Below are 24,521 nucleotides of genomic sequence, written 5' to 3' on the forward strand. Positions count from 1 at the left end.
GTATATTAGAAGCCAAACTGTATGCCGAAAGTGTATTGGCGTGGCAGGGCGTAGGGATATCCGAGACCTTCAGGATCGGCACCTGAGTATTTGGTAAGGGTCAGCAGATTCTGAGCCTGGAAATATATGCGTGCGTTCTGCAGGCGGAGAGTCTTGCGCAGCTTCTCGGGCAATGTATATCCAAGAGAGAGTGTCTTCAGGCGTATGAATGAGCCGTCTTCGATGAAGTATTCCGAGCTTTCATTCTCGTTGTTTGAGTTGTCGACAGCCGGAGCGGGTACGTCGGAATCATAATAGCCGGTCTGGAGGAAGCGGTCGTATGCGTTGGAGGCCTCAAGCAACTGTATACCATGATTGCCTGTCCATAGAGGGAAGAAGTCGGTGTAGTATTTGGAGTTGTTCCATGCGTCGCGTATGATGCTGTTGAAGAATAGGCTGAGGTCGAAACCTTTCCAGTTGGCTCCGAGATTGAGACCGAACTGAGCTTTGGGTAAATCAGTACCGAGCCATGTGCGGTCGCGGTCGTTGATTTCATTATCGCCGTTGGTGTCCACATATCGTACTCGTCCTACGGCGGGATTACCGAAACTTACTTTATATTCCGCTTTATAGGCGTCTACTTCTTCCTGAGTGCGGAATATGCCGTCGGTCTTGTATCCCATCCAAGAGCCGAGTGATTGTCCTACGATACTTTTGTCTATGCCGTTGCCGCCACCCCAGGTGTAGTATATATCGTCCATCAAATCAGTGACTTCATTCTTCATCACGGTAGCGTTCAGACCGATGCTATAGCTGAAATCCTTATTAATCGATTGGCGCCATTCGGCGGTGATTTCCACACCCTTGTTTACCATGGAGCCGCCATTGTACCAGCAGTATCCGCCTTCGCCGATAGTGGCTATATATGGCTTTTCTACGAGCATGTTGTCGGTCTTTTTGTGGAAGTAGTCAAATGATAGAGCCAGCTTGTGGTTGAATAGGGATGCGTCGAAACCGAAGTTGGTCTGATATGTCTTCTCCCAGGTGAGGTCAGGATTGGTGCTGCGAGAACGGAGTGCTCCCGGGAGGAGTGTGTTCCCTCCGCCGATTGCATAAGCGGCACGGTCGAGATCCATCGCATATTTGGCATAAAAGGCATCGTTGGCGATGATGTCGTTACCGTTGACACCGTATGCACCGCGTATTTTGAGGTCGCTGAGCCATGAACGTGTGGCTTCCATGAAGTTTTCCTGAGATATGCGCCATCCAGCAGAAACAGACGGGAACCAGTCGTAGTTGTGGGCAGTCGACAGACGAGAGGATGCATCGCGCCGGAGAGTGAACGAAAGTAGGTATTTGTTGTCCCAGCTATAGTTGATTTTGCCGAAAACGGAGAACATAGAGTAGTTGGATGCACCGGACCCTGTATTCTTGTTTGCGGTTACGTTGCCGAGATACAGGTAGTTGGGGTCTTCGATCTCGAGGCCTTTTCCCTCTCCGAACATGTCTTCGAAGTGGTTGCGCTTTGCTTCTATGCCGACAAGAGCCATTATTGAGTTTTTGCCGAAGTCGGCGTTATACTGTGCGATATTGGTCCATACCCAGTCGGTAGTCTTGCTTGAATACTGGTACAGATTGTTGGTGTTGTCGCGAAGGTTGGCCGGAGTGAAAATTTTGTCGTTACCGTTGTGGTAGTTTACGCCGAAATTGGTTTTCAGTATGAGGTTTTTAATGGGCTCTACAGATAGGTATGCATTTCCAAATATGCGCCAATATTCACGCTTGTTGTTGCCTTCTTCTTCAATCTGTCGCATGATATTGGGGGTGTCGTTGAGGCCGAATGCCACTTGGTCGTTGTAGTTGCCCTCAGAGTCGTAGACAGTACGGGCCGGATGCATTTTGATAGCATTTTCTTCTATGCCGCCGGGAGCATTGTGCTGACGCCACCAGTTGACAGTAACATTGCCACCGACACGCAGACGGTTGTTGAGGAATCCGTAGTCGGAGCTGAAACGGGTGTTGGCTTTCTGGAAGTCGGAACCTTTGATGATACCGTCGTGGTCGAGCCAGCTGACCGACAGAGATGATGAGCCGTTTTCATCGCCTTTTGAAATGCCGATGCTGTATGTCTGCATCAGAGCTGTGCGGTGTATCTCCTTTTCCCAGTCGGTATTCTGAGGATTTACGATTACGCCATTGAGATTAGTGTAGGGCTGTAGTTTTGGAGTAGCGCCATTGCCGTATAGTTCGGAATTTGGGGTGGTGCCGTAGGAATACTTGTAGGCGGACCAATATACCTGACCCCACTGGTCGGCATTGAGCATGTCAAGTCCGCTCTGGTAGGTCTGTAGTGTGAGTGTTGCATCAAAAGTCACGCGGCATTCGCCTTTTTTGGCACGCTTGGTGGTGATGATGATTACGCCATTGGCTGCCTGTGCGCCGTAGATTGATGCAGATGCGGCGTCTTTCAGTACTTGAATTGATTCTACATCGTTGCTGTTGAGAATTGTCCCCGGATTCTCACGGGTCATCACACCGTCGATTACATAGAGCGGTCCGTTGGCATCGCTTCGGAATGACGAGGCGCCACGTATAGATGTGCCTGTGCTCAGGCCACCGGGAGTACCGTCGGTAGTGATATTCATGCCCGCTACACGTCCCTGCAGGGATTGTATTACATTGCCTGTAGGAGTGTCGGCGACATCTTTCATCTTTACAACAGAGACTGACCCTGTGAGGTCGGATTTCTTTTCGGAAGAATAGCCTACAACCACAACCTCGTCAAGGTGTTCGGCATCCTCTTCAAGGTATATTGTCATAGTGGGCTGAGCCGCAGCTTTCATTGTAGTATAGCCGACGTACGACACCGTTATGTATGAGCCTTCGGGAACTGTCATGGTAAAGTTACCGTCGAAATCGGTGGCGGCACCCATGCTCCCTTTCACATCTGAAATAATACTTGCGCCAATCAGCGGCTCGTCATCGGTCTTGGAAAGCACTGTTCCATGCACCGTGATGTTCTGTGCTTGTGCGGCAATTGCAAAGACAAACAGCAAAATCGCACTGAGAATCTGTTTTTTCATGTTGATATTGGTTGGTAAATTTTATGCTGCAAATTTAATTCGCACAATATGGTGCAGCATATAATGGATGTTGCGTCGGTTATCAAAATCTGTGTGTCGCACGATTTTTGACAGAATATGCAACAAAAGTGATAATAGATTGTGAAATGGTATTAATCCGTTGATTTACATGACTGTTATGTGGGGTATGAATGTGTCATGCCCACAGAGGAGACATTCACTGAACTGACGGATTGCTATTTTCCCAATCGATTGCGTACCTCGGTAGGAGTTTCTCCATAGGCATCGCGATAGCATTTTGTGAAATAGGCCGGAGTAGAGAAGCCGGTTTCATAGGCAATCTCACTTATCGTTTTATCGGTCGATACGATTAGGTTATGACCGTGTTTCAGGCGTATGCGTCTTATCAGTTCTACCGGAGAATAGTTGGTCAGAGCTTTTATCTTGCGATAGAATTGTGAGCGCTCAAGCCCCATCTTCGAAGCAATCTTGTCGACATTCAAATCGGAGTTTCCCATATCGGCCTTTAATATTTCGATGAATCGACGATAGAAATCATTGTCGATTTCTGATACCGGTAATGTCGGCTTGCTTGCCGGATTCTGTGGGTCCGGTGACATACATTTAGTCGCAGATGCCGCCGCAGGAGTAGTGTCACCGCTCCATATCTCCTTTATACGCTTGCGGTTGGAGATGAGCGATGCGCATCTTGAAGCCAGCACGGCTCCGCTGAACGGTTTTGCAAGGTATCCGTCGGCTCCATTGTCGTATCCCTGTATACGTTGCTCATCCATAGAGCATGCGGTGAGCATGAGTATGGGTATGTGTGAGGTGGATATCTCTTCCTTTATACGCCGACAGCATTCCATGCCGTCCATCACAGGCATCATGACATCGCAAATGATAAGGTCAGGCACATATTTTGTTGCCATTCTTATGCCGTCGCGACCATTTGTAGCCGTGATTATATTGTAGGATGTATTGAGGAGTTCGCTTACAAGGCGGAGTATGTCTTTATTGTCATCAATAATCAGTAAGAGAGGCTTCGCCGCATCAAAGGTCAGGTCGGCTTCGATTCCGGATAATTCTGTTGCTACATCCTCGGGGGTGATATTTTGCTCGGTGGCAACGGTCGTGTCGGAAATGTGCCTTATGGGAAGTTCGACAGTAAATACCGACCCTTCGTTAAGTGCGCTTTTTACAGAGATTGTGCCTCCGTGTAGTTCTACAAATGCTTTTACCAGTGAAAGACCTATGCCAGATCCTCTTGGATGTATACGGTCGGCCTGGTAGAACCTGTCGAATATGTTGCCGAGATCGCGTTCGCTTATGCCTTCGCCGGTGTCGGCCACTTTAAGTGTAAGTCGTTCGTTTTCTACGCTATATGACACATGTATGGAGCCATTGTCGGGAGTATATTTGAATGCATTGGAAATCAGATTGAAGAATATACGCTCGATTTTTTCTGCATCAAATGCTCCTGTGACAGGTGCGCCAGCGGGTGTATCAAGCGACAGTCTGATATCGCGTTTCCTGGCTACAGCGTAGAATGATTCCATCCATTCGTTTATCGCATGTCCGAAATCTATCTCAGAGAGATGCAGGTCGAGTTTGCCGTTTTCATATTTTCTGAAGTCAAGTATCTGATTTATAAGGCGACGAAGGATTTTTACATTTTTGTCGGCAATTTTGATTAGTGTATGTTGCTGAGGCGTTAGATTGTTTGCATCCGCAAGTTGTGATACAGGCTCGGATATAAGTGTGAGAGGAGTGCGTAAATCATGAGATACATTGGTGAAAAACATAAGTTTAGACTGAGTGGCTTCCTGTAGTTTTTCGTTAAGAGACTTTTGCATGTCGCGCTGTTCTTCCAGTAGTCTGTTGCGTTCCATGAGCGCCATCTGATGGCGGCGGTGCTGCCAGAATGATCTTAGCACAAGAAAGAATACGCCGAATAGTAGCACGATCATAGCTATGCTTGCATAGAATAGCGATGTCTGCGACGAGTGTTTGGCCCAGTAATCATCGATTTTCTCTTTCAGAAGTTTCATTTTTCGTGTCTCTTCGGTCAGAGTCTCGTTCTGAAGGAGCAATATGTCGGCATTGGAGAGGTCGACTGCTGATGATGCCGGTATCTCAACCTCACGCTGATATGGCTCGCCTTTCAATATCGCGAGTGCCGTTTGTATTAAGCGGTGTCCTTAGGTAGGATATAGGAATGTAGCGTCGATAATACTGTCGGCCACTGCTTTTATACCAATTTCGGGTGCCGCGTCGATTCCGATTATCTTTATGTCATTGCGCCCATGACGGCGAGTTATTTCAGCGGCGGCTATAGCCATTCGGTCGTTATGAGCGTATATGAGATTGGCTTCCGGATGAGCTTTCAGTAATGAGTCGACAATAGGTATTGCCTCTTCTTTATTCCAGTTGCCGGCCTCGCTTGCTATTATTTTGCCTCCACCGGCGGTCAGTTCATTTGCGAATCCGTTGTGTCGGTTTTCAGCAGGAGTAGAGCCGCGCAGTCCGTATATCTCGATTACTTTGGGTGGCTCGGTGAGTATGTGGAATGCATAATGTGCGGCTTCCCGGCCAATGCTTTTGTCATCGACACCTATATGTGCGGTATATGAATCGCCGATAATATTCCGGTCGAATATTATTACCGGTATTCCCGATTCATATACCTCTTTTATAATAGGAGTGAGGGCTTGCGCTTCGTTGGGCGATACAATTATTATATCAAACCCGTTGTCGGCGAAGTAGCGTATGTCGGAAATCTGTTTCGGATTGCTGTCGTCGGCTGAACGAATTTCTACTTCCGCATCTTCATGAAGCATTATTTCACGGTTGATTTCGTCGTTCATTTTCGAGCGCCAGTCATCCTGACTGCATTGTGATACTCCGATTTTATATATTCTGCTGTCGGAACATGCTGCAAGAGCAGTGGTGAGAAATGTGATAATAAACAGGTATATAGACAACTTTTTCATGAGAATTGCGCATATAAGGTAATCAACACTGCAAAGATATTGATAATCATATGAAAAACAGTGCTTATGATAATAAAAATGATGTGCATACAACGAATTTAATAGACAATGCACGATTTTTTATAGGCTGTAATTGGGCAATATAGTAGTTTTGCAGTATGGAAACGCAACGGATACAACACATGGCAATTCCGTTGTCGACAGGAACTTTATTCAATGGAGAAAAGATTGTTTTAGATTTGCATTAACCTGAAAATTTTACCACTCACATCAGTATAAAATCAATATGGATAAAATAAAAACCGGACTTACCGCTCTTATGACAGGAGCTTCTCTTATGATGGCATCGAACGCCAATTGTGCCGACGGAGTTACTGTGGACCATCTTGGAGTAAACAATACCCTTGTGCGCGTGGACAGCGGCAGGAAGTTTCTGCTGATGCCTGTTCAGGAGAGTAACGATGATGCGACCGTAAATATACTTGTCGACGGGAAGCTCGACCGCACTCTTCATGTGCGTCTGGCAAAAACTAAGGTGGATTATTGTGTGCCGTTTGACATGGAGCAGTATGCCGGTCACGACGTTGTACTCAATATTGTAACTTCACAGAGTCGTTCGTCGGTACGTGATGCCAAGGAGGATGCTTGTTGGTCACGTTTTGCTCTTGTTGACACGTTTGACACTTCAAATCGCGAAAAGTATCGTCCGGCTTTCCACCACACCCCTCTGTATGGATGGATGAACGATCCTAACGGCATGGTATATAAAGATGGGATATGGCATCTGTATTATCAGTGGAATCCGTATGGCTCAAAATGGCAGAATCTCAGCTGGGGGCATTCATCGTCCAAGGATCTTGTAACCTGGGAGCATCATCCGGTAGCTATCGAGCCAAACGGGCTGGGATATGTGTTCAGTGGCAGTTCGGTGCTTGACCCGGACAATACCGCAGGATTCGGGAAGGATGCCATAATATCGCTATATACTTCGGCGGCTGCAAGCCAGATACAGAGTCTTGCCCACAGTAAAGACAACGGAATGACGTTTGAGATATATCCCGGCAATCCGGTAATCACTCTTGAAAGTGAGGCTCGCGACCCTAATATGTTCTGGAACGCAGCTACCGGAGAATGGAATTTGCTCCTCGCCCATGCTCTTGACCACGAGATGCTGATATTCCGCTCGCCTGATTTGAAGAACTGGACTCTGAACAGCGCTTTTGGCAAAGGCCTTGGAGCGCAGGATGGTGTATGGGAATGTCCTGACCTGTTTGAACTCACTGTGGAGGGTTCCGGAGAAAAAAAGTGGATGCTGATATGCAATATCAATCCCGGCGGTCCGTTCGGCGGCAGCGCAGCTCAATATTTCATTGGTGATTTTGACGGCAAGACTTTTACTCCCGACAAGGATGCTGATGGGAATGTGCCTACAAAATGGATGGATTTCGGTAAGGATCATTACGCTACGGTAAGTTGGAGCGATGCTCCTGACAACCGTCGTACTGTGATAGGATGGATGAGCAACTGGCAGTATGCGGCCGAAGTTCCGACGATGCAGTTCAGAAGCGCCAATACACTCCCGCGTGAAATGGGGCTGTTTAAGGCTTCTGACGGACAGATATACGTATCTACCGTTCCGTCGCCCGAAGTTGATATGCTCCGCGACCGTCTTGTAAGCCGTCAGAGTAAGTTATCTGTCGGTAAGAATCCACGGAAAATATCACTCCCAGCGGACAACGATGGAATATGTGAGATTCTTCTTGACATTGATTCACGCAAAGGAGCTCCTGTGTCGGTAATGCTGTCGAATGATGAAGGAGATTATGTAGATATGGTTTATAATCCGTCGGAAAGTACTCTTACTTTTGATCGCCGCAAGAGTGGAGTTACTGATTTCAGCCAGGATTTCCCTGCAGTAACTGTCGCGCCGACATTCTCCTACGACGATTCAACTCTAAAACTGCGTATATTTGTCGACAGGTCAAGTATAGAGGTTTTTGAAGCTGACGGAAAATTCGCTATGACCAATCTGGTGTTCCCTACTGCTCCTTACAATCGTATCTCTTTCAGCGCGGATGGTGGAAAGGCAGATATAAGGAATCTCAAAATATTCTCTATAAAGGATGTTAATGACTGAAATTATAACAGTAGAATAAACTAAATCATATGGAAATATCACAACCGCTTGCCGTGGACCGCAAAACTTCACTGATGCAGATTGTGCCGGTAATGCTATGCTTTTTTGCAATGGGTTTTGTCGACCTCGTAGGCACAGCTTCAAATTATGTACAGAAAGATCTTGCTCTCTCCGACTCGGAGGCAAATCTTTTCCCGTCGCTTGTCTTTTTTTGGTTCTTGATTTTCTCAGTGCCGACAGGCATGCTCATGAATAAGATTGGACGTAAAAAGACAGTGCTTATAAGCCTTGTAATCACAGCAGTATCGCTATTCATTCCGGCTTTTGGCGACAGCTATGCAATAATGCTTATTTCATTTTCTCTTTTAGGTATCGGGAATGCAGTAATGCAGACATCGCTTAACCCTTTGGTGACTAATCTTATAAGTGGCGACAAACTTGCGTCGACTCTTACTTTCGGACAGTTTGTGAAGGCAATAGCCTCTTTTCTCGCGCCGATTATCGCCGCATGGGGTGCCACTACTGCTATTCCTACATTCGGCCTTGGCTGGCGATCGCTGTTTATCATTTATGCAGTTATAAGTTTCTTGTCTATATCGGTGCTTGGCGCTACTCCGATTCAGGAGGAGCGTCCTGACAAAGCCTCCGGTGTAGGAGAGTGCATCAAATTGTTGGGTCGTCCGTTTATACTCTTGTGCTTTATAGGTATTATGTGTCATGTTGGTATTGATGTGGGCACCAATACTACTGCTCCAAAAATTATAATGGAGCGCCTCGGACTACCTCTTGAAGAGGCCGGTTTTGCAACAAGTATATATTTTATTTTCCGTACTGCCGGATGTTTCCTCGGTGCTTTTATCCTTCGCTCGGTGTCTCCCAGACTGTTCTTCGGGTTCAGTGTCGCAATGATGCTTGTGGCTATGGGGATGCTATTCGTGTGTGACACTCTTACAGCCCTGTATATAGGTATCGGTCTTATCGGATTCGGCAATTCAAATGTATTCTCAGTGGTATTTGCACAGGCTCTCAACACTTCTCCCAATGAGAAAAACGAAGTGTCGGGACTGATGATTATGGGTCTTTTTGGAGGCACTGTGTTTCCTCTGGCCATGGGCTTTGCCGCTGACGCGGTAGGACAGGTCGGTGCAGTAGCCGTAATGACTGCCGGAGTGATATATCTCATGTACTATACAATAAAAATAAAGAAATAAAAGTTACCCCAATAAATATTTTAATACCATCATTATGAACAACAATGTAGTCGTAGGAATGGGAGAGGCCCTGTGGGATGTTCTCCCTGAAGGAAAGAAAATAGGTGGAGCACCCGCCAATTTTGCCTATCATGTGTCACAGTTTGGTCTACCAAGTTGCGTCGTAAGCGCTGTAGGTGATGATGCTCTTGGCGATGAGATACTTGAGAATCTGACCTCAAAAGGACTCAAGCAACTTATCGAAAAGGTGCCTTATCCTACGGGTACCGTGCAGGTCGAGATTGATCAGGCCGGAGTGCCTCAGTATGAGATAAAGGAGAATGTGGCCTGGGATAATATTCCCTGGACTACTTCGCTTGAGACTCTTGCAAAAAAAACAAAAGCCGTATGTTTTGGCTCGCTTGCCCAGCGCAATGTCGTGTCGCGCGAAACCATCAACCGCTTCCTTGACACTATGCCCAGGGATGAGGATACTCTTGTGGTATTTGATGTGAACTTGCGGCAGGGATTCTACAATAAGGAGATTCTCTGTAAATCGATGGAACACTGCAATATTCTGAAGATTAACGATGAAGAACTGGTCACTGTAAGCCGCATGTTCGGCTATCCAGGCATAGACCTTCAGGACAAGTGCTGGATTCTCCTTGGTAAATACAATCTGAAGATGCTTATTCTTACATGTGGTATCAATGGCAGTTACGTATTTACCCCCGGCAATGTATCATTCCTGCCTACTCCGAGGGTTGAGGTCGCAGATACTGTAGGTGCCGGCGACTCGTTTACCGCCGCATTCATATCCTGTGTACTTAAGGGTATGCCGGTGGCAGAGGCTCACCGCAGGGCTGTTGCTACTTCTGCATTTGTATGTACATGCAATGGTGCAATGCCTGTGCTTCCTGATGAGTACACCAAGTGATAATTAATTAACACATAACTAAACCGCACGTCTACAGAATACTTATAGGCGTGCGGTTTTGCTTGTAATTAGTTGGATTTAGAATTGCAGTATGTATTACTTGCGTGGACGATTACCATTCTGACGGCGAGGTTGCTCGGTGAGAGGTTTGGCATCCTCAGTGAGTTTTAACTCGGTGCCATTTGTTAATTCTATTTCATATCCTCCTCGTTTACGGGAAATTTCTACGATGTCTTGGCCTGAGAAGTTGGTTGACACAAATTTTGATATAGCCGCCGGGATAATGTTATGGGCGGCTTTTATCTGGTGTTTTTTACTCTTATTGCCACAGAACATGTATTTGAGCACAGCTATGCTGCAAACATTCTCGGGTTCGATGAGACCAATCTCATTGATCTCAATTGGTATGTGTTTGCCGGAATCATTGCCGGATGTGCGTTTACATATTTCACATTTGCTATCCGAAAATGGAGATACAAGACCATGACTGCGATTGCCTTTGGGCTGGCTGTCATATATCTTGCATATTTCTACTTCGTTATTGATTATGGTGTAGAGAAAGAGATGCTGTTTGTCCCGCTGTTCATTCGTGGAGCGGGGGCAGTAATAATTTCGATTGTATTTCTTACATCAATAGTCCAGAGTGGGCTGCCGTTTCAGGTATTTCCGCAGGCTCTTACTATAAACGGATTCACCGGAGCTGTGATGGGGGCTACATTTGGGCCCGCAGTTATTGGCGAGATTTTGCGTAGGACTATGGCAAAGAATGCCGATTTGCTCAGTGCCAACATTGTCGACTTTAATCCCGACTTGACCCATATCCCGATTGCTCGGATTTATGGAATTGTACAGACTCAGGCGTTGGTAGTATCAATGAAGGAAATTTACGGATGGCTTCTTATTATTGTAGCGCTTACATCATTGCTGGTGATTCTTGTAAGCTATAGTTCGGTTCGTCCATTTGCCATATTCCCGAAGTGGAGCAATGTCCGACGTGTGATAAAACACATTGTGCATACGGATAAGGATATTAGAAATAATGAGATATGTACGCAGCCATAAACTTTATTTTAGAAAAGCATCTTATATGATGTATGATGCTGATTAGATAATAATTTATTACTGTCCGCTAAACCATAAAAAGGCGAGTCCAACTTCCTGAACGGCAGAAGTTGGGCTTACTTTTTGTATTTGACAAGCCCCCTCAGCAGTTTTCAGGAACTTCGGGAGGCGATTCCGATGCTTCGGCGAGCATGATTTTCAGGTCTGCATCGGGCTGATTGAGGAACTTTTCGAGATTCAGGTAATACATCAGCACAATTCTGACGATTGTAGCCAGCCCGGAGAAGCTCCAACGTCTTTCGAGTTTGCTTTGAAGTACTGACAGCAGCAGATTTGCGATGAGTGTAACCCATATCTGGATTTTGATGGCGTTGGCGCTCTCGCCATAGAAGTATCTCAAGGGGAAGTTCTGTTTGATCTGCTTGAAAAGAGACTCTATCTGCCATCGGCGGCGGTATATCGCCACGATTGTCTCTGGCGGCATGTCGAAGTCGTTGGTCAGAAGCGATATGAGTTTTGGCTTCCCGTTCTTCTTGATGTCAACGTATGTAATTATTCTGGCGATGTGGTTTATGCCGTCTTTACGGAACACCACGACCTGTTCACGGTATTCCATCAGTCCCTGCGGGTTCTGATGCATACAGTCTACAAGTACCTCATAACTTAGGTTCTTCTTCATTTTGGTGACATATACAACGCCACGGTCCGTCAGTTCCTCGAATTTGGCATAATTGATATAGGCGCGGTCAAGAGCGACTATCTCGTTGTGGCTGTAATGGCTCGGAGCAAGCATGAAAGAGTCATTGGTCGCCGCCGAAGTGAACTGCACGTCGCAGGGGACGCCCTCGTTGGCATGTATTACCGAGTGTACCTTGATACCTCCCTTCTTCTTTCCGGTTTTGGGATGTCGGCCAACACCCTTGAAAATGGCGTTGGAGAACAATGTGATTGTAGTGGAATCGATAATCCTAAGCTGCTTTATCCACTCTTCCGTGCCGTTGCGTCTGCTGTCCGATGAAAGAATGTCTTTGTTGGCTGCATACAGGTCGCGATAGACATCCTCAAAGAACTTCTCTGACCGTCGGGCATTTGCATCCGACAGGGTGCTGCGCTTTGGTACAGTATCAATTCCGACATGGTGCAGTTTGCGAACCTCCGCTGTCATAGATGTCTCTATCTCACGCAATGAGTCGAAGCGCTGGATCACGGCATAGAGCATCGTAAGCAGATGCGTATAGCCGTCAAAGCTCTTTACATACTTCTCTCCGCCGTGTTTTCGGCTGAATTCAACAATTTTTTCACGATTGAGTGATTTTATCAGCTGTCCATATATCGGCTGTCCGAAGAAATTACTACTTTTACTCATGGTTATTCATGGATTGTTTGGCGACACCAAAATAACCATTTAGGGCTGACTCCTGCAATAGGTGTCAGCCCTAATTTTTCAATCGCTCAAAAAAAGTTTAGCGGACAGTAATAATAATAATTGTCATTTTTTATTGTGCTGGCAAGACTCTTAAAGCAATAATTTAATGAGTTAGTCTGTGTCGTAATTGAATGTTGATTACGATACAGACTAACTCTATGTTTTTGTTGTAGTGGAATGGATTGTCAGCGGCGGTCGGGATGGCCTTCGTAGTAGTTGACAAAGGCACGGTTGACCAGACGTGTGCCTCCGGGTGTAGGATAATCGCCCGAGAAGTACCAGTCGCCAGGCGACGATGGAACAGCGCGGTGCAGTCCGTCGAGAGTCTGATATATGATTTTTACCTCTGCGCGTGTTCCATCCGGGGTAAGCATGCGCGCTATCTGGGCTGAAATCTCTTCGTCGGAGAAGGGTGCATATATGTCTTTTACACAATTTATAATCTCTGTATCGGACATCGATTCCTGCTCCAGACAGCGATGGTATACGTCATCGAGCACGTGTGTGCGTCCGCTCTCTTTCAGTAGTGCGACGGCTGCACGGAATGCACAGAATTCTCCCATACGCGACATGTCGATACCATAGCAGTCGGGATAGCGCACCTGCGGTGATGAACTTACCACTACTATCTGTCGCGGCGACAGACGGTCAAGCATGCGCAGAATCGACTGGCGGAGAGTGGTGCCGCGCACGATAGAGTCGTCAATCACTACAAGGGAGTCGACTCCCGGTTCAATCAGACCGTATGTCACGTCGTAGACATGTGTGGCGAGATCGGTGCGTGTAGCACCTTCTGCGATAAACGTGCGTAGCTTGATATCCTTTATGGCCACTTTCTCCACGCGCAGTTTGTCGCTCATTATCTCTTCGAGTACTGCGGGTGTAAGTTCGTCCCTTTTCTGTGCGGAAAGTATTGCTTCTGTCCGGCGATGGTCAAGTTCACTCTCAAGCCCTTCGCACATACCGATAAACGCCACTTCTGCCGTGTTGGGAATAAAGGAGAACACTGCATGGCGAAGGTCGCCTCCCAATGCTTCGGTAACAGGTGCGGCGAGCTGACATCCGAGAGCCTTGCGTTCACGGTATATGTCGGCATCACTTCCACGAGAGAAATAAATGCGCTCAAACGAGCAGCGGGCGTCGGAGGCAGTCGGGAGCACCTGCTCCACACTTACATTTCCGCTCTTTGCCACAATGACAGCCGCTCCGGGAGCCAGTTCGTGCACATCGTCGATTGCGACATCCATTACAGTCTGTATTACAGGGCGTTCGGAGGCTACAACCACAATCTCGTCGTCGGTATAATAGAATGCCGGACGTATGCCATGGGGGTCGCGCAATGTCCATATGTCACCGGATCCGACGGCTCCGCATATTACATATCCGCCGTCCCAGCTTGGGGCTGTGGAGCGCAGGATAGACGGTATGTCGAGATTGTCCTCTATCGCACGGGCGCGTTCTATGCCGTCAAGACCCTGCAGGGTGAACTCCTGGTGCAGACGGCTGTTCTCTTTGTCGAGGGAGTAGCCGAGCTGCTCAAGTATGATTACCGTGTCGGAAAAAATGCGCGGATGCTGCCCTTTGGCCACCACTTCAGAGAATATACTTTCGACATTGGTCATGTTGAAGTTTCCGCAGAGCATAAGCGAGCGCGAGCACCAGTTATTGCGGCGCAGAAACGGATGCACATAGCTCATGCCGCTGCGCCCGGTGGTAGAGTAGCGTAGATGGCCCATGTATATCTCGCCGATAAACGGGGCTTCCTCCTCGACCCATTCTGCGCTATGGTCGCCGAGCCGGGCATGCTCTATCTGATGGTTGATTGACGAGAATATCTCGCTTATGGCTCCTGAGCCGAGCGCACGCTCGCGATACACATATTCGCTGCCGGCGGGGGAGTGCATCTTGATACATCCGGCGCCGGCGGCTTCCTGTCCGCGGTTGTGTTGCTTTTCCATCAGCAGGTACAGCTTGTTGAGGCCGTAATGCCATGTGCCGTACTTTTCCTTGTAGTAACTCAGCGGCTTGAGCAGGCGCACCATAGCCACGCCGCATTCATGTTTGAGAGGTTCCATCTATCGGTAAGTTGGTTATAATAGAAGAGCCGCATCCCTGTCGGAAGGTGTGCGGCTCTATATGAAAATGCTATTTTGACGATAAGTAATGGTGTATGCCTTCAGCGGCCTGTCGGCCTGATGCGATACATCTTACCACGAGTGATGCCCCGGTCGAGGCATCGCCGGCGGCAAATATTCCAGATACGGATGTCGACATGTCGGCGTTGACTTTTACATTTCCGCGCGCGTCTATCTCTACACCGGCCTGTTCAAGAAGCCCTTCGGCTCTTGGATTGGTAAATCCGAGGGCGAGGAGCACCAGTTCGGTCTTTATCTTCTCAGTCTTGCCCGACCTTTTTATAGTCTTTCGGCCGGTGGCGGCATCGTTGACCCATTCGATTTCCTCTACCTCGACTTCGCTTACACGCCCGTCGCTGTCTCCTATGAAACGGCGAGTGTCGAGTAACCATCTTCGGGTGCATCCTTCCAGATGGCTGCTGGAAGTCTTGAGTACAACAGGCCAATAGGGCCATGGGGTGTCGGGATTCTCACCTTCGGGGGGCATAGGCATGATTTCAATCTGGGTAACACTCCGTGCGCCTTGTCGGTTGGCTGTACCTACGCAGTCGCTGCCGGTATCGCCTCCCCCGATTACAAGCACGTTCTTGTCTTTGGCCGAGATACGGATATCGGCCGGGAACTCAAGGCCGGCATTTACGCGGTTCTGTTGCTGTAGTAGTTCGAGTGCGAAATGGACTCCGTGCAGCCCGCGGCCCTCCACCTGAAGGTCGCGCGGTACTTCTGCACCGATGGCTATACATACCGCATCATATTCTTCGGTAATTTGTGACAACGGAATGTCGGTACCGACTTCAACTCCTGTGCGGAATTCTATTCCTTCCTGCTTGAGAATATCCACACGCCTGTCAATCACGCTTTTGTTGAGTTTAAAATCAGGTATGCCGAAACGCAGCAGACCGCCTGTGGCTTCGTTTTTCTCAAATACTGTGACTATGTGCCCATGCTGGTTGAGACGGTTGGCGCATGTAAGACCTGCAGGGCCCGAACCGATTACGGCCACCCGTTTTCCGGTACGTGTCGACGGTATGCGTGGCTCCACCACTCCTTCGAGGAAAGCGCGCTCTACGATTGCGGCTTCGTTCTCACGTATTGTTACCGGCTCATGCTCCTTGTTGAGCACGCATCCTTTCTCGCACAGGGCCGGGCATACACGTCCGGTAAATTCGGGAAAGTCATCAGTGGCTGTGAGCAGACGGTATGCTCCGCGTATGTCGTTTTTGTAAAGACGGTCCTGCCATTCTGGCTGCTTGTTACCCAGAGGGCAGCTCCAATGGCAGAACGGTACTCCACATTCCATGCAGCGCGATGCCTGCAGGCGGCGATCCTCCGGATTGAGAGTCTGCTCTACCTCTCCGTAATCCTTTATTCTGTCGTTGACGGGCCGGTAGCCGGCCTCTTTACGCGGTATTGTTAGAAACGCTTTGGGATTTCCCATATATTGTGTTGCGTTATGTATTCTTGATTAGTTGGTAATATCTTGGCCGACTGATAGATGGCTCAGTCGCGCTCGATGCCGGCAATCTTCTCCTGCATGCGATCCATTTTTTCCTGGTGGAGCACCTTTTTGTATTCAAATGGAATGACCTTGATAAACTGGTCGACATACTGCTGCCAGTTGTCGAGCATCATTCCGGCGAGTGGTGAGCGTGTGTGCTTGTAGTGGTTGCCAATCAGACGGTACAGTTCGCGGTTGTCGGCCATATCTTCGATGAGCGACAGCTCGACCATCTCCATGTTGCAGAAGTAGTCAAAATTGCCATCAGGATTCCATACGTAAGCAATGCCTCCGCTCATGCCGGCGGCAAAGTTACGCCCTGTCGAGCCGAGCACTACAGTACGTCCTCCGGTCATGTATTCGCAGCAATGATCGCCTACACCTTCCACTACGGCGATTGCGCCCGAGTTGCGCACACAGAATCGTTCGCCTACACGTCCGTTGATGTATATTTCGCCTGAGGTGGCTCCGTAGAGCAATGTGTTTCCGGCGATTATATTGTCCTGTGGCAGGAATTTAGCTCCTGTCGGCGGCACTATTACAATGCGTCCGCCTGACAGTCCCTTGCCTACATAATCGTTGGCGTCTCCCTCAAGCCTGAATGATATGCCGTGGGCGAGAAATGCGCCGAACGACTGACCTGCCGAGCCGTGGAACGTGCATGATATTGTTCCGTCGGACAGACCGGCGTTGCCATACTTTCTTGCAATCACGCCCGAGAGCATGGCGCCTACAGAGCGGTCAGTATTGTGTATGGGGAACTCGAGTTCGACAGGCATACCCGACTCAATGGCAGGATATGCTCTGGAAATCAGTTCACGGTCGAGTACATGGTCGATGTCGTGCTTCTGGGGCACGACATTGATTATGGCGTTGACCTTGGCTTCCGACGGCATGTAGAGCAGACGCGAGAAGTCGAGGTGGGATGTCTTTGGTGTGGTATAGTCGGCCTTGACGCATAGCATGTCGGTGCGTCCGATTACTTCGTCGAGCGAGCGGACGCCAATCTCTGCCAGAGTCTCCCTGATTTCACGTGCAAGGAAACGGAAGAAGTTGACCACATACTCCGAGCGGCCGACAAAGCGTCGGCGCAGTTCCTCATTTTGTGTGGCTACACCTACAGGGCATGTGTTGAGATGACATTTGCGCATCATCACGCATCCAAGCACAATCAGCGCGCTTGTGGCGAATCCGTATTCTTCGGCTCCGAGCATAGCCATTGCGATGACGTCGCGCGCTGTCTTCAGCTGACCGTCGGCCTGGAGCTTTACCTGTCCGCGGAGATTGTTGAGCACAAGGGTCTGCTGGGTTTCAGCCAATCCGATTTCCACAGGCAGACCGGCATATCTGATTGAGCTGGCGGGAGACGCACCGGTGCCTCCGTCGCTGCCCGAGATGGTTATCAGGTCGCTCTTGGCCTTGGCGACACCGGCGGCTATAGTGCCGACACCGCTCTCGCTTACCAGTTTGACGCTCACAGCAGCCTGAGGATTGACATTTTTCAGGTCGAAGATAAGCTGGGCAAGGTCCTCGATGGAATAGATGTCGTGGTGGGGCGGGGGAGATATGAGCGATATGCCGGGTATAGAGTGGCGTGTACGGGCAATAATTTTGTCGACCTTGAAGCCCGGCAACTGGCCGCCTTCGCCGGGTTTCGCGCCCTGAGCTATCTTAATCTGTATCTCGTCGGCATTGACAAGGTATTCGGCAGTAACACCGAAACGTCCGGATGCCACCTGCTTGATGGCTGAACGTGCCGACGAACCATCCTCACGTGGCTTGAATCGCTCCGGGTCTTCTCCACCTTCGCCGGTATTGGAGCGTGCTCCGATGGCGTTCATGGCTATACCGAGCGCTTCATGGGCCTCGCGTGAGATTGACCCGAACGACATGGCCCCTGTAACGAACCGACGCATAATCGCTTCCTCCGGCTCGACCTCTTCAACAGGCACAGGTGAGCCTTTGCGAAACTCGAGGAAGTCGCGTATGAATATGGGCGCCGGCTTATTGTCGACGATTGAGGTGAATTCCTTAAATTTCTTATAGCTTCCCAGACGTGTGGCAATCTGCAGTGTGGCTATGGCTTCGGGAGTCCATGCGTGGCTTTCGCCATCCTTGCGGAATGCGTATTGTCCGATATGGCGCAGCGGCTCGTCGGGGTCGCTTTCTCCGGTATATGCTGCGGTATGGGTGGCAAGTATCTCGTGGGTCAGGTCGGCAAGGTCTATACCTCCGATTTTGCTTACGGTAGAACCGAAATATCTGCGTGTCAGCTCCTCCGAGATGCCGATTGCCTCAAACAGCTGTGCTCCTTTATACGAAGTGAGGGTAGATATGCCCATTTTTGACATTACTTTGAGCAGACCTTTGTCGACAGCCTTGATGAAGTTCTTTTCGGCGGTGTGGAAGTCGAGCTGCAGCTCTTTGCGTTCTACCAGGTCGTTGATGACGGCGAACGCAAGGTAGGGATTTACGGCACTGGCTCCGTAGCCTGAGAGCAGAGCGAAGTGCATTACCTCGCGTGCACCGGCTGTCTCGATTATAAGCGCAGTCTGTAAGCGTTTTTTTCTGTCAATCAGATGGTGATGAACCGCCGAAGTGGCGAGCAGCGACGGTATCGGGGCATTATCCCGGTCGACGCCGCGGTCGGAGAGCACGATATAGTTGCAGCCTTCGTCGACGGCCTGCTCGGCTTCGTTGCAAAGACGCTCGATGGCATCCTCCAGACCTTGGGCTCCATCTTTGACCGGGAATGTCATTGCGAGTTTGCGAGTGTTGAATCCCTTGTAGCGCAGATTGCAGAGTATGTCGAGCTCGCGATTGGTGATGATGGGGCGCTTCAAGAGCACCATCTTGCACAGTTCGGGCGACAGCTCAAAGAGGTTGAGATTTATGGCTCCGATGTAGCTGTCGAGACTCATCACGAGCTCTTCGCGGAGCGGGTCGATAGGCGGGTTTGTGACTTGGGCAAAGTGCTGGCGGAAGTAGTTGAAGAGAATCTGCGGCTCACGGCTCAGTACTGCCAAAGGTGTGTCGCAGCCCATAGAGTTGACCGGCTCTTTTGCATCAGCAGCCATCGGAGTCATTATCTTTTCGATATCTTCGCGATGGTATGAGAATGCCTTAAGCTGTCTGTGGAAGTCGGCTACCGTGTTCTCCACCTTTCTGCCGGTGGTAATCTTGTCGAGTATGATGCGGTTGCGTTGCAGCCAGTCTCGGTAAGGGAATTCTCCGGCAAGTTTTTCCTTGAGTTCAGGGTCATAATATATCTCTCCCTTCTCCATGTCGACCATCAGCATCTTGCCGGGGCGCAGGCGTCCTTTCTCCTTCACTTCCGATGCTTCGAACGGAAGCACTCCTATCTCCGACGCCACTACCATAGTGCCGTTGTTGGTAATCAGATAGCGTGCCGGGCGCAGGCCGTTTCGGTCAAGCATGCCACCGGCATAGCGTCCGTCGCTGAAGAGCAGTGTGGCCGGACCGTCCCATGCCTCCATGAGGATTGAGTGATATTCATAGAATGCCTTCAGCTCCGGTGATATGGGGTTGCGATCGTTGAATGACTCCGGCACAAGCATTGCAAGGGCGTGGGGGAGCGACATGCCCGACATGACGAAGTACTCAAGTACGTTGTCGAGCGAGGCCGAGTCGCTCATGCCCGGCTGTATGATAGGAGTTACGTCGTTGTCGCCCAGCACAGCGGGATGCAGCACACACTCGCGGGCTTTCATCCACATGCGGTTGCCCTGTATGGTATTGATTTCACCGTTGTGACCGAGCATTCTGAACGGCTGTGCCAGTGCCCATGTCGGAAAAGTGTTGGTGGAGAAGCGCGAATGTACAAGCGCCATCCCGGTGGTGAAATGCGGATTCATCAGGTCGGGGAAATAGTAGCGCAGTTGCAGACTCGACAGCATTCCTTTATATACAATCACGCGCGATGACAAGCTCACGATATAAAATTGCTCCTTGTCGGGGATGTCAAGCGATGCGATTTTCTTCTCGATGCGTCGGCGCAGTATATACAGTCGAGGTTCCATCGGTTCGTCGCTGCTTTCGTCGGCGATGAATATCTGTCGTATGGCCGGCTCGGCTCCGCGGGCCACGATACCGAGCTGGTCGTTGTTGGTGGGGACATCGCGCACGGCTATGAGCGACAGTCCGGCCTCCATTGCTTCGCGTTCGATAATGTCGAGTATTGTCTGCTGTATGTACTCATCTTTCGGGAGAAACACAAGGCCGGTACCGTAGCGGCCCTTTTCGGGCACTGCGATTCCTTGCAGCAGAATAAACTCGTGAGGTATCTGTACCATTATGCCGGCTCCGTCGCCGGTCTTGGGGTCGGCGCCTTCGGCACCTCGGTGGACCATGTGCTCAAGCACCTGCAGTCCTTTTTCAACAAGCTGATGCGATTTTACGCCCTTGATATTGACGAGCAGTCCTACGCCGCAGGCGTCGTGCTCGTAGCGGCTGTCATATAGCCCTCTGGACGTTGGCAAACCTTTATGCATATCTTTTTTCTTAAAAAACTTTCCTTAATGAGGTAGGAGAGAAGAGAAGAGAAGGGGGCGGCGTAATGCCGCCTCCATTCATGTATGTGTATATGTCCGGTTTAGCGGATAAAGAGCAGTTCGCGGTACTTGGGCAGTGGCCACATTTCGTCATCAACCATCAGCTCGAGCTTGTCGATGTGATAGCGGATGACATCCATGCAGGGGAGCACATTATCGTGGTATGCGATGGCTTTTTCCCTCTCGTCATCAATCTTGTTTGCGGCTTTGCGGGCATTGACCATCTTTTTCACCTCTTCCATGATTGTGGCCATGTGGGTTGATATGCGTTCGATGGTGTCGAGATCCATTGCGGCGAGCTTGTCGCCCTTTTCGTTGGGGAATAGAGTCTTGAGTTTGAACACATTGTCGGTGAGTACAGACTGGTAGCGGATTGCCACGGGTATTACATGGTTGATGGCGAGGTCGCCGAGTACGCGGGCTTCAATCTGGAGTTTCTTGGTATACATCTCCCACTTCACCTCGTTGCGTGCCTCGAGCTCGAGCTTGGTGAATACTCCGGTCTTGCTGAACATCTCGATGCTTGAGGGTGAAAGATATGCGTCGAAAATCTTTGGTGCCGATGTCTCGCAGTCGAGGCCTCGGCGGCCGGCTTCTTCCTTCCATTCGTCGGAGTATCCGTTGCCGTCGAAATGTATAGCCTTTGACTCGCGCAGTATCTCTTTTACCTCGGCAAGGAGAGCGTGGTCGAGACCTTCGCCGGCGGCGATGCGTGCGTCGACTTTTGTCTTGAAGTCCATCAGTTGCTCGGCTATGGCGGCATTGAGTGCAATCATGGCCGAGGCACAGTTGGCCGACGAGCCTACTGCACGGAATTCGAAGCGGTTGCCGGTAAAGGCAAATGGCGACGTGCGGTTGCGGTCGGTGTTGTCGACCATGATTTCGGGAATCTGGTCTACGTTGATTTTCAAGCCCTTTTTCCCTGCCAGTTCTATGAGATCGTCGGAGTCGCTTTTTTCGAGTTTGTCGAATATTTCTGACAGCTGTGAGCCGAGGAATATGGATATGATAGCCGGGGGCGCCTCATTGGCTCCAAGACGGTGGGCGTTTGTAGCCGACATAATCGAGGCTTTCAACAGCCCGTTGTGGCGATGTACCGCCGCCATTGTATTGGCCACGAATGTTATAAACTGCAGATTATCTTTTGGGGTCTTGCCGGGAGCGTATAGCAGCACACCTTTGTCAGTGCCAAGGCTCCAGTTGTTGTGCTTGCCCGAGCCGTTGATGCCTGCGAATGGCTTCTCATGGAGGAGTACACGGAAATTGTGGCGGCGTGCCACCTCTGCGATGAGCGACATCAGCAGTAGATTGTGGTCGTTGGCAAGATTGGTCTCCTCAAATATGGGGGCAAGCTCAAACTGGTTGGGGGCTACCTCGTTGTGGCGGGTCTTGGCGGGAATGCCGAGTTTGTGGCACTCGATTTCAAGGTCGAGCATGAAGGATTCGACACGTGAGGGTATGGCACCGAAATAGTGATCTTCGAGCTGTTGGTTTTTGGCGCTTTCATGTCCCATGAGAGTGCGACCGGTCATCACCAGGTCGGGACGTGCACTGTAGAGAGCCTCGTCGACGAGGAAGTATTCCTGCTCCCATCCCAGAAACGAGTTGACATGCTTTACCTCGGGGTCGAAATATCGGGCTACGGCTGTGGCGGCCTTGTCAACGCTGTTGAGGGCTCGTAGCAGAGGTGTCTTGTAGTCGAGCGATTCGCCGGTATAGGCGATGAAGATTGTCGGGATACAGAGAGTCTTGTCGAGGATGAACGCAGGCGACGATATGTCCCAGGCCGAATAACCTCGTGCCTCGAATGTGTTGCGTATACCTCCATTGGGGAAGCTCGATGCGTCGGGCTCCTGTTGTACAAGTAGCTTGCCGGTGAATTCCTCGACCATGCCGCCTTTGCCGTCGTGCTCAACGAAAGCATCGTGCTTTTCTGCGGTGCCGTCGGTCAGTGGATGGAACCAATGGGTGTAGTGGCGCGCACCGTTGTCAATGGCCCACTGCTTCATGCCTGCGGCCACACTGTCGGCGACTTCGCGAGACAAGGTCTTTTTGTTGTCGATAGCATCGACAAGTGCATCATAGGTTTTCTTGGGAAGATACTCAAACATCTTCTGACGGTTGAAGACGTATTTTCCGTAATACTCTGTCGGACGCTCTTTGGGAGTTTCCACAGGTATGGCTTTACGGTCAAAAGCCTCTTCCACTACTTTAAATCTCAACTTTGACATAACACTTTGAATATATGATTATTAGTTGGTTTGTATCTATTCATTTACAGAAAGCTGGCGCATCCGCTCCACCGCACGCACTGTGTCCTCGTAGCGGCCGAATGCAGTGAGTCTGAAATATCCTTCGCCTGATGGGCCGAAGCCTGAGCCGGGGGTACCGGCCACATGGCAATGGTTGAGAAGAAAATCGAAAAATTCCCATGATGACATGCTGTCGGGAGTGCGGAGCCATATGTATGGAGCGTCAATACCTCCCCATACATGCAGTCCCATCTGCTCAAGGCCTTCGCGCAATATCCTTGCGTTGCGCATGTAGTAGGCTATTGTGTCTGCTACCTGTCGGTGTCCTTCGGGAGTATAGAGGGCCTCGGCTGCACGCTGTATAATGTAGCTCGCACCGTTGAATTTTGTAGATTGCCGGCGTAGCCATAGGCTGTTGAGACTCACAATGGTACCATCTTCCGCTACACCTTTCAGTTCTTTAGGTACTACGGTGTATCCACATCTCAGCCCTGTGAATCCGGCGGTCTTGGAGAAACTGCGGAATTCGATGGCTACCTCGCGGGCACCCTCAATCTCATATATTGAATGGGGCACGTCGGGACTGGTTATATATGCCTCGTAGGCCGAATCAAATAATATAAGCGAACCGTGGGCACGTGCGTATTCAACCCATCTGGCGAGTTCATCGCGGGTAAGAGTCGTGCCTGTGGGATTGTTGGGGTAGCACAGGTAGATTACATCGGGACTGTCGGTCGGGAGAGCCGGTATGAATGCGTTTTCTGCTATACACGGCAGATAGCTTATGCGGCTCCAGCATCCGTCGGGGGTGGGTGTACCGGCACGTCCGGCCATTACATTTGTGTCGACATATACCGGATATACAGGGTCGGTGACGGCTACGCGGCATTCCGTAGAAATGATATCACCTATGTTGCCTGTATCGCTTTTGGCACCATCGCTTACGAAAATCTCGTCGATATCCACGTTTACTCCACGCGACATATAGTCGCCTTCGGCTATGGCCCGGCGTAGCCATTCATAACCCTGTTCGGGACCATATCCGTGAAATGTGGAGGGGTCGCTCTGGTCGTCGGCCGCTTTTTTCATTGCTTCAACGGCGGCCGGACATATCGGGCACGTTACATCGCCTATGCCCATACGGATTATATCCACATCGGGATTAGCCGTGGCGTAGGCCTTAAGTCGGCGGGCTACTTCGGTGAAAAGGTAGGTAGGCGCGAGCCGGTGGAAGTTATCGTTAATCCTTATCATTGTT

Annotated in this window: 14 protein-coding genes; 4 read left to right on the top strand and 10 right to left on the bottom strand. The window is 49.8% G+C overall.

Translation table 11 applies throughout. The features are described 5' to 3' along the window. Nucleotides 1-5: 5 nt before the first annotated feature. The 3 genes from ADH68_RS10090 to ADH68_RS10100 form a co-directional block, all read right to left on the bottom strand. Entirely contained in the window at nucleotides 6-3,062 is a 3,057-nt protein-coding gene (locus tag ADH68_RS10090; protein WP_068960914.1) for a SusC/RagA family TonB-linked outer membrane protein, read from the bottom strand. A gap of 236 nt (nucleotides 3,063-3,298) precedes the next feature. Continuing rightward, nucleotides 3,299-5,230 carry a hybrid sensor histidine kinase/response regulator transcription factor gene (locus ADH68_RS10095; RefSeq protein WP_084274037.1) on the bottom strand — a complete coding sequence of 644 codons (1,932 nt, stop codon included), beginning with the start codon at nucleotides 5,228-5,230 and terminating at the stop codon, nucleotides 3,299-3,301. 33 nt (nucleotides 5,231-5,263) lie between these two features. Further along, nucleotides 5,264-6,055, bottom strand: a complete 792-nt coding sequence (locus ADH68_RS10100; protein WP_084274036.1) for a substrate-binding domain-containing protein — start codon at nucleotides 6,053-6,055, stop codon at nucleotides 5,264-5,266. Between the two features lie 286 nt (nucleotides 6,056-6,341). Here ADH68_RS10100 and ADH68_RS10105 point away from each other — a divergent pair, with 286 nt between their 5' ends. Genes ADH68_RS10105 through ADH68_RS10115 form a run of 3 tightly spaced genes read left to right on the top strand, consistent with a single transcriptional unit; the run spans nucleotide 6,342 to nucleotide 10,319 of the window. Continuing rightward, nucleotides 6,342-8,192 carry a DUF4980 domain-containing protein gene (locus tag ADH68_RS10105; protein ID WP_068960913.1) on the top strand — a complete coding sequence of 617 codons (1,851 nt, stop codon included), beginning with the start codon at nucleotides 6,342-6,344 and terminating at the stop codon, nucleotides 8,190-8,192. Between the two features lie 29 nt (nucleotides 8,193-8,221). Further along, nucleotides 8,222-9,403 (top strand): MFS transporter, encoded by a 1,182-nt coding sequence (locus tag ADH68_RS10110; RefSeq protein ID WP_232321340.1) that lies wholly within the window; start codon nucleotides 8,222-8,224, stop codon nucleotides 9,401-9,403. Nucleotides 9,404-9,437: 34 nt separating this feature from the next. Further along, nucleotides 9,438-10,319, top strand: coding sequence for a carbohydrate kinase family protein (locus ADH68_RS10115; RefSeq protein WP_068960912.1), 882 nt, complete (start codon nucleotides 9,438-9,440; stop codon nucleotides 10,317-10,319). Between the two features lie 96 nt (nucleotides 10,320-10,415). Here the strand turns inward: ADH68_RS10115 and ADH68_RS14285 are convergent, their stop codons facing one another. Then, nucleotides 10,416-10,655 (bottom strand): PepSY-like domain-containing protein, encoded by a 240-nt coding sequence (locus ADH68_RS14285; RefSeq protein WP_084274035.1) that lies wholly within the window; start codon nucleotides 10,653-10,655, stop codon nucleotides 10,416-10,418. On the opposite strand from ADH68_RS14285, the gene ADH68_RS10125 reads away from it, so the two are divergent. Then, nucleotides 10,608-11,381 carry a hypothetical protein gene (locus tag ADH68_RS10125; protein WP_068960911.1) on the top strand — a complete coding sequence of 258 codons (774 nt, stop codon included), beginning with the start codon at nucleotides 10,608-10,610 and terminating at the stop codon, nucleotides 11,379-11,381. The genes ADH68_RS14285 and ADH68_RS10125 overlap by 48 nt on opposite strands. 142 nt (nucleotides 11,382-11,523) lie before the next feature. Here ADH68_RS10125 and ADH68_RS10130 read toward each other — a convergent pair whose 3' ends face one another. The 6 genes from ADH68_RS10130 to ADH68_RS10155 form a co-directional block, all read right to left on the bottom strand. After that, on the bottom strand, nucleotides 11,524-12,747 hold the full coding sequence (locus ADH68_RS10130; RefSeq protein WP_068960910.1) for an IS4 family transposase: 1,224 nt from the start codon (nucleotides 12,745-12,747) through the stop codon (nucleotides 11,524-11,526). A 245-nt stretch (nucleotides 12,748-12,992) separates the two neighbouring features. Continuing rightward, nucleotides 12,993-14,882, bottom strand: coding sequence for an amidophosphoribosyltransferase (locus ADH68_RS10135; RefSeq protein ID WP_068960909.1), 1,890 nt, complete (start codon nucleotides 14,880-14,882; stop codon nucleotides 12,993-12,995). Between the two features lie 70 nt (nucleotides 14,883-14,952). Beyond that, complete coding sequence (locus ADH68_RS10140; protein ID WP_068960908.1) at nucleotides 14,953-16,380, bottom strand: glutamate synthase subunit beta; 1,428 nt, start codon at nucleotides 16,378-16,380, stop codon at nucleotides 14,953-14,955. A gap of 62 nt (nucleotides 16,381-16,442) precedes the next feature. Beyond that, complete coding sequence (gltB, locus tag ADH68_RS10145; protein WP_068960907.1) at nucleotides 16,443-20,951, bottom strand: glutamate synthase large subunit; 4,509 nt, start codon at nucleotides 20,949-20,951, stop codon at nucleotides 16,443-16,445. Between the two features lie 101 nt (nucleotides 20,952-21,052). Beyond that, the gene (locus tag ADH68_RS10150; protein ID WP_068960906.1) at nucleotides 21,053-23,242 is read right to left on the bottom strand and encodes a glutamine synthetase III family protein; all 2,190 of its coding nucleotides are present in this window, start codon (nucleotides 23,240-23,242) and stop codon (nucleotides 21,053-21,055) included. Between the two features lie 36 nt (nucleotides 23,243-23,278). Further along, nucleotides 23,279-24,517: an LL-diaminopimelate aminotransferase gene (locus ADH68_RS10155; protein ID WP_068960905.1), complete on the bottom strand. Its 1,239-nt coding sequence runs from the start codon at nucleotides 24,515-24,517 to the stop codon at nucleotides 23,279-23,281. Between the last annotated feature and the right edge of the window lie 4 nt (nucleotides 24,518-24,521).

The sequence above is a fragment of the Muribaculum intestinale genome, assembly GCF_002201515.1.
Taxonomy (GTDB): Bacteria; Bacteroidota; Bacteroidia; order Bacteroidales; family Muribaculaceae; genus Muribaculum; species Muribaculum intestinale.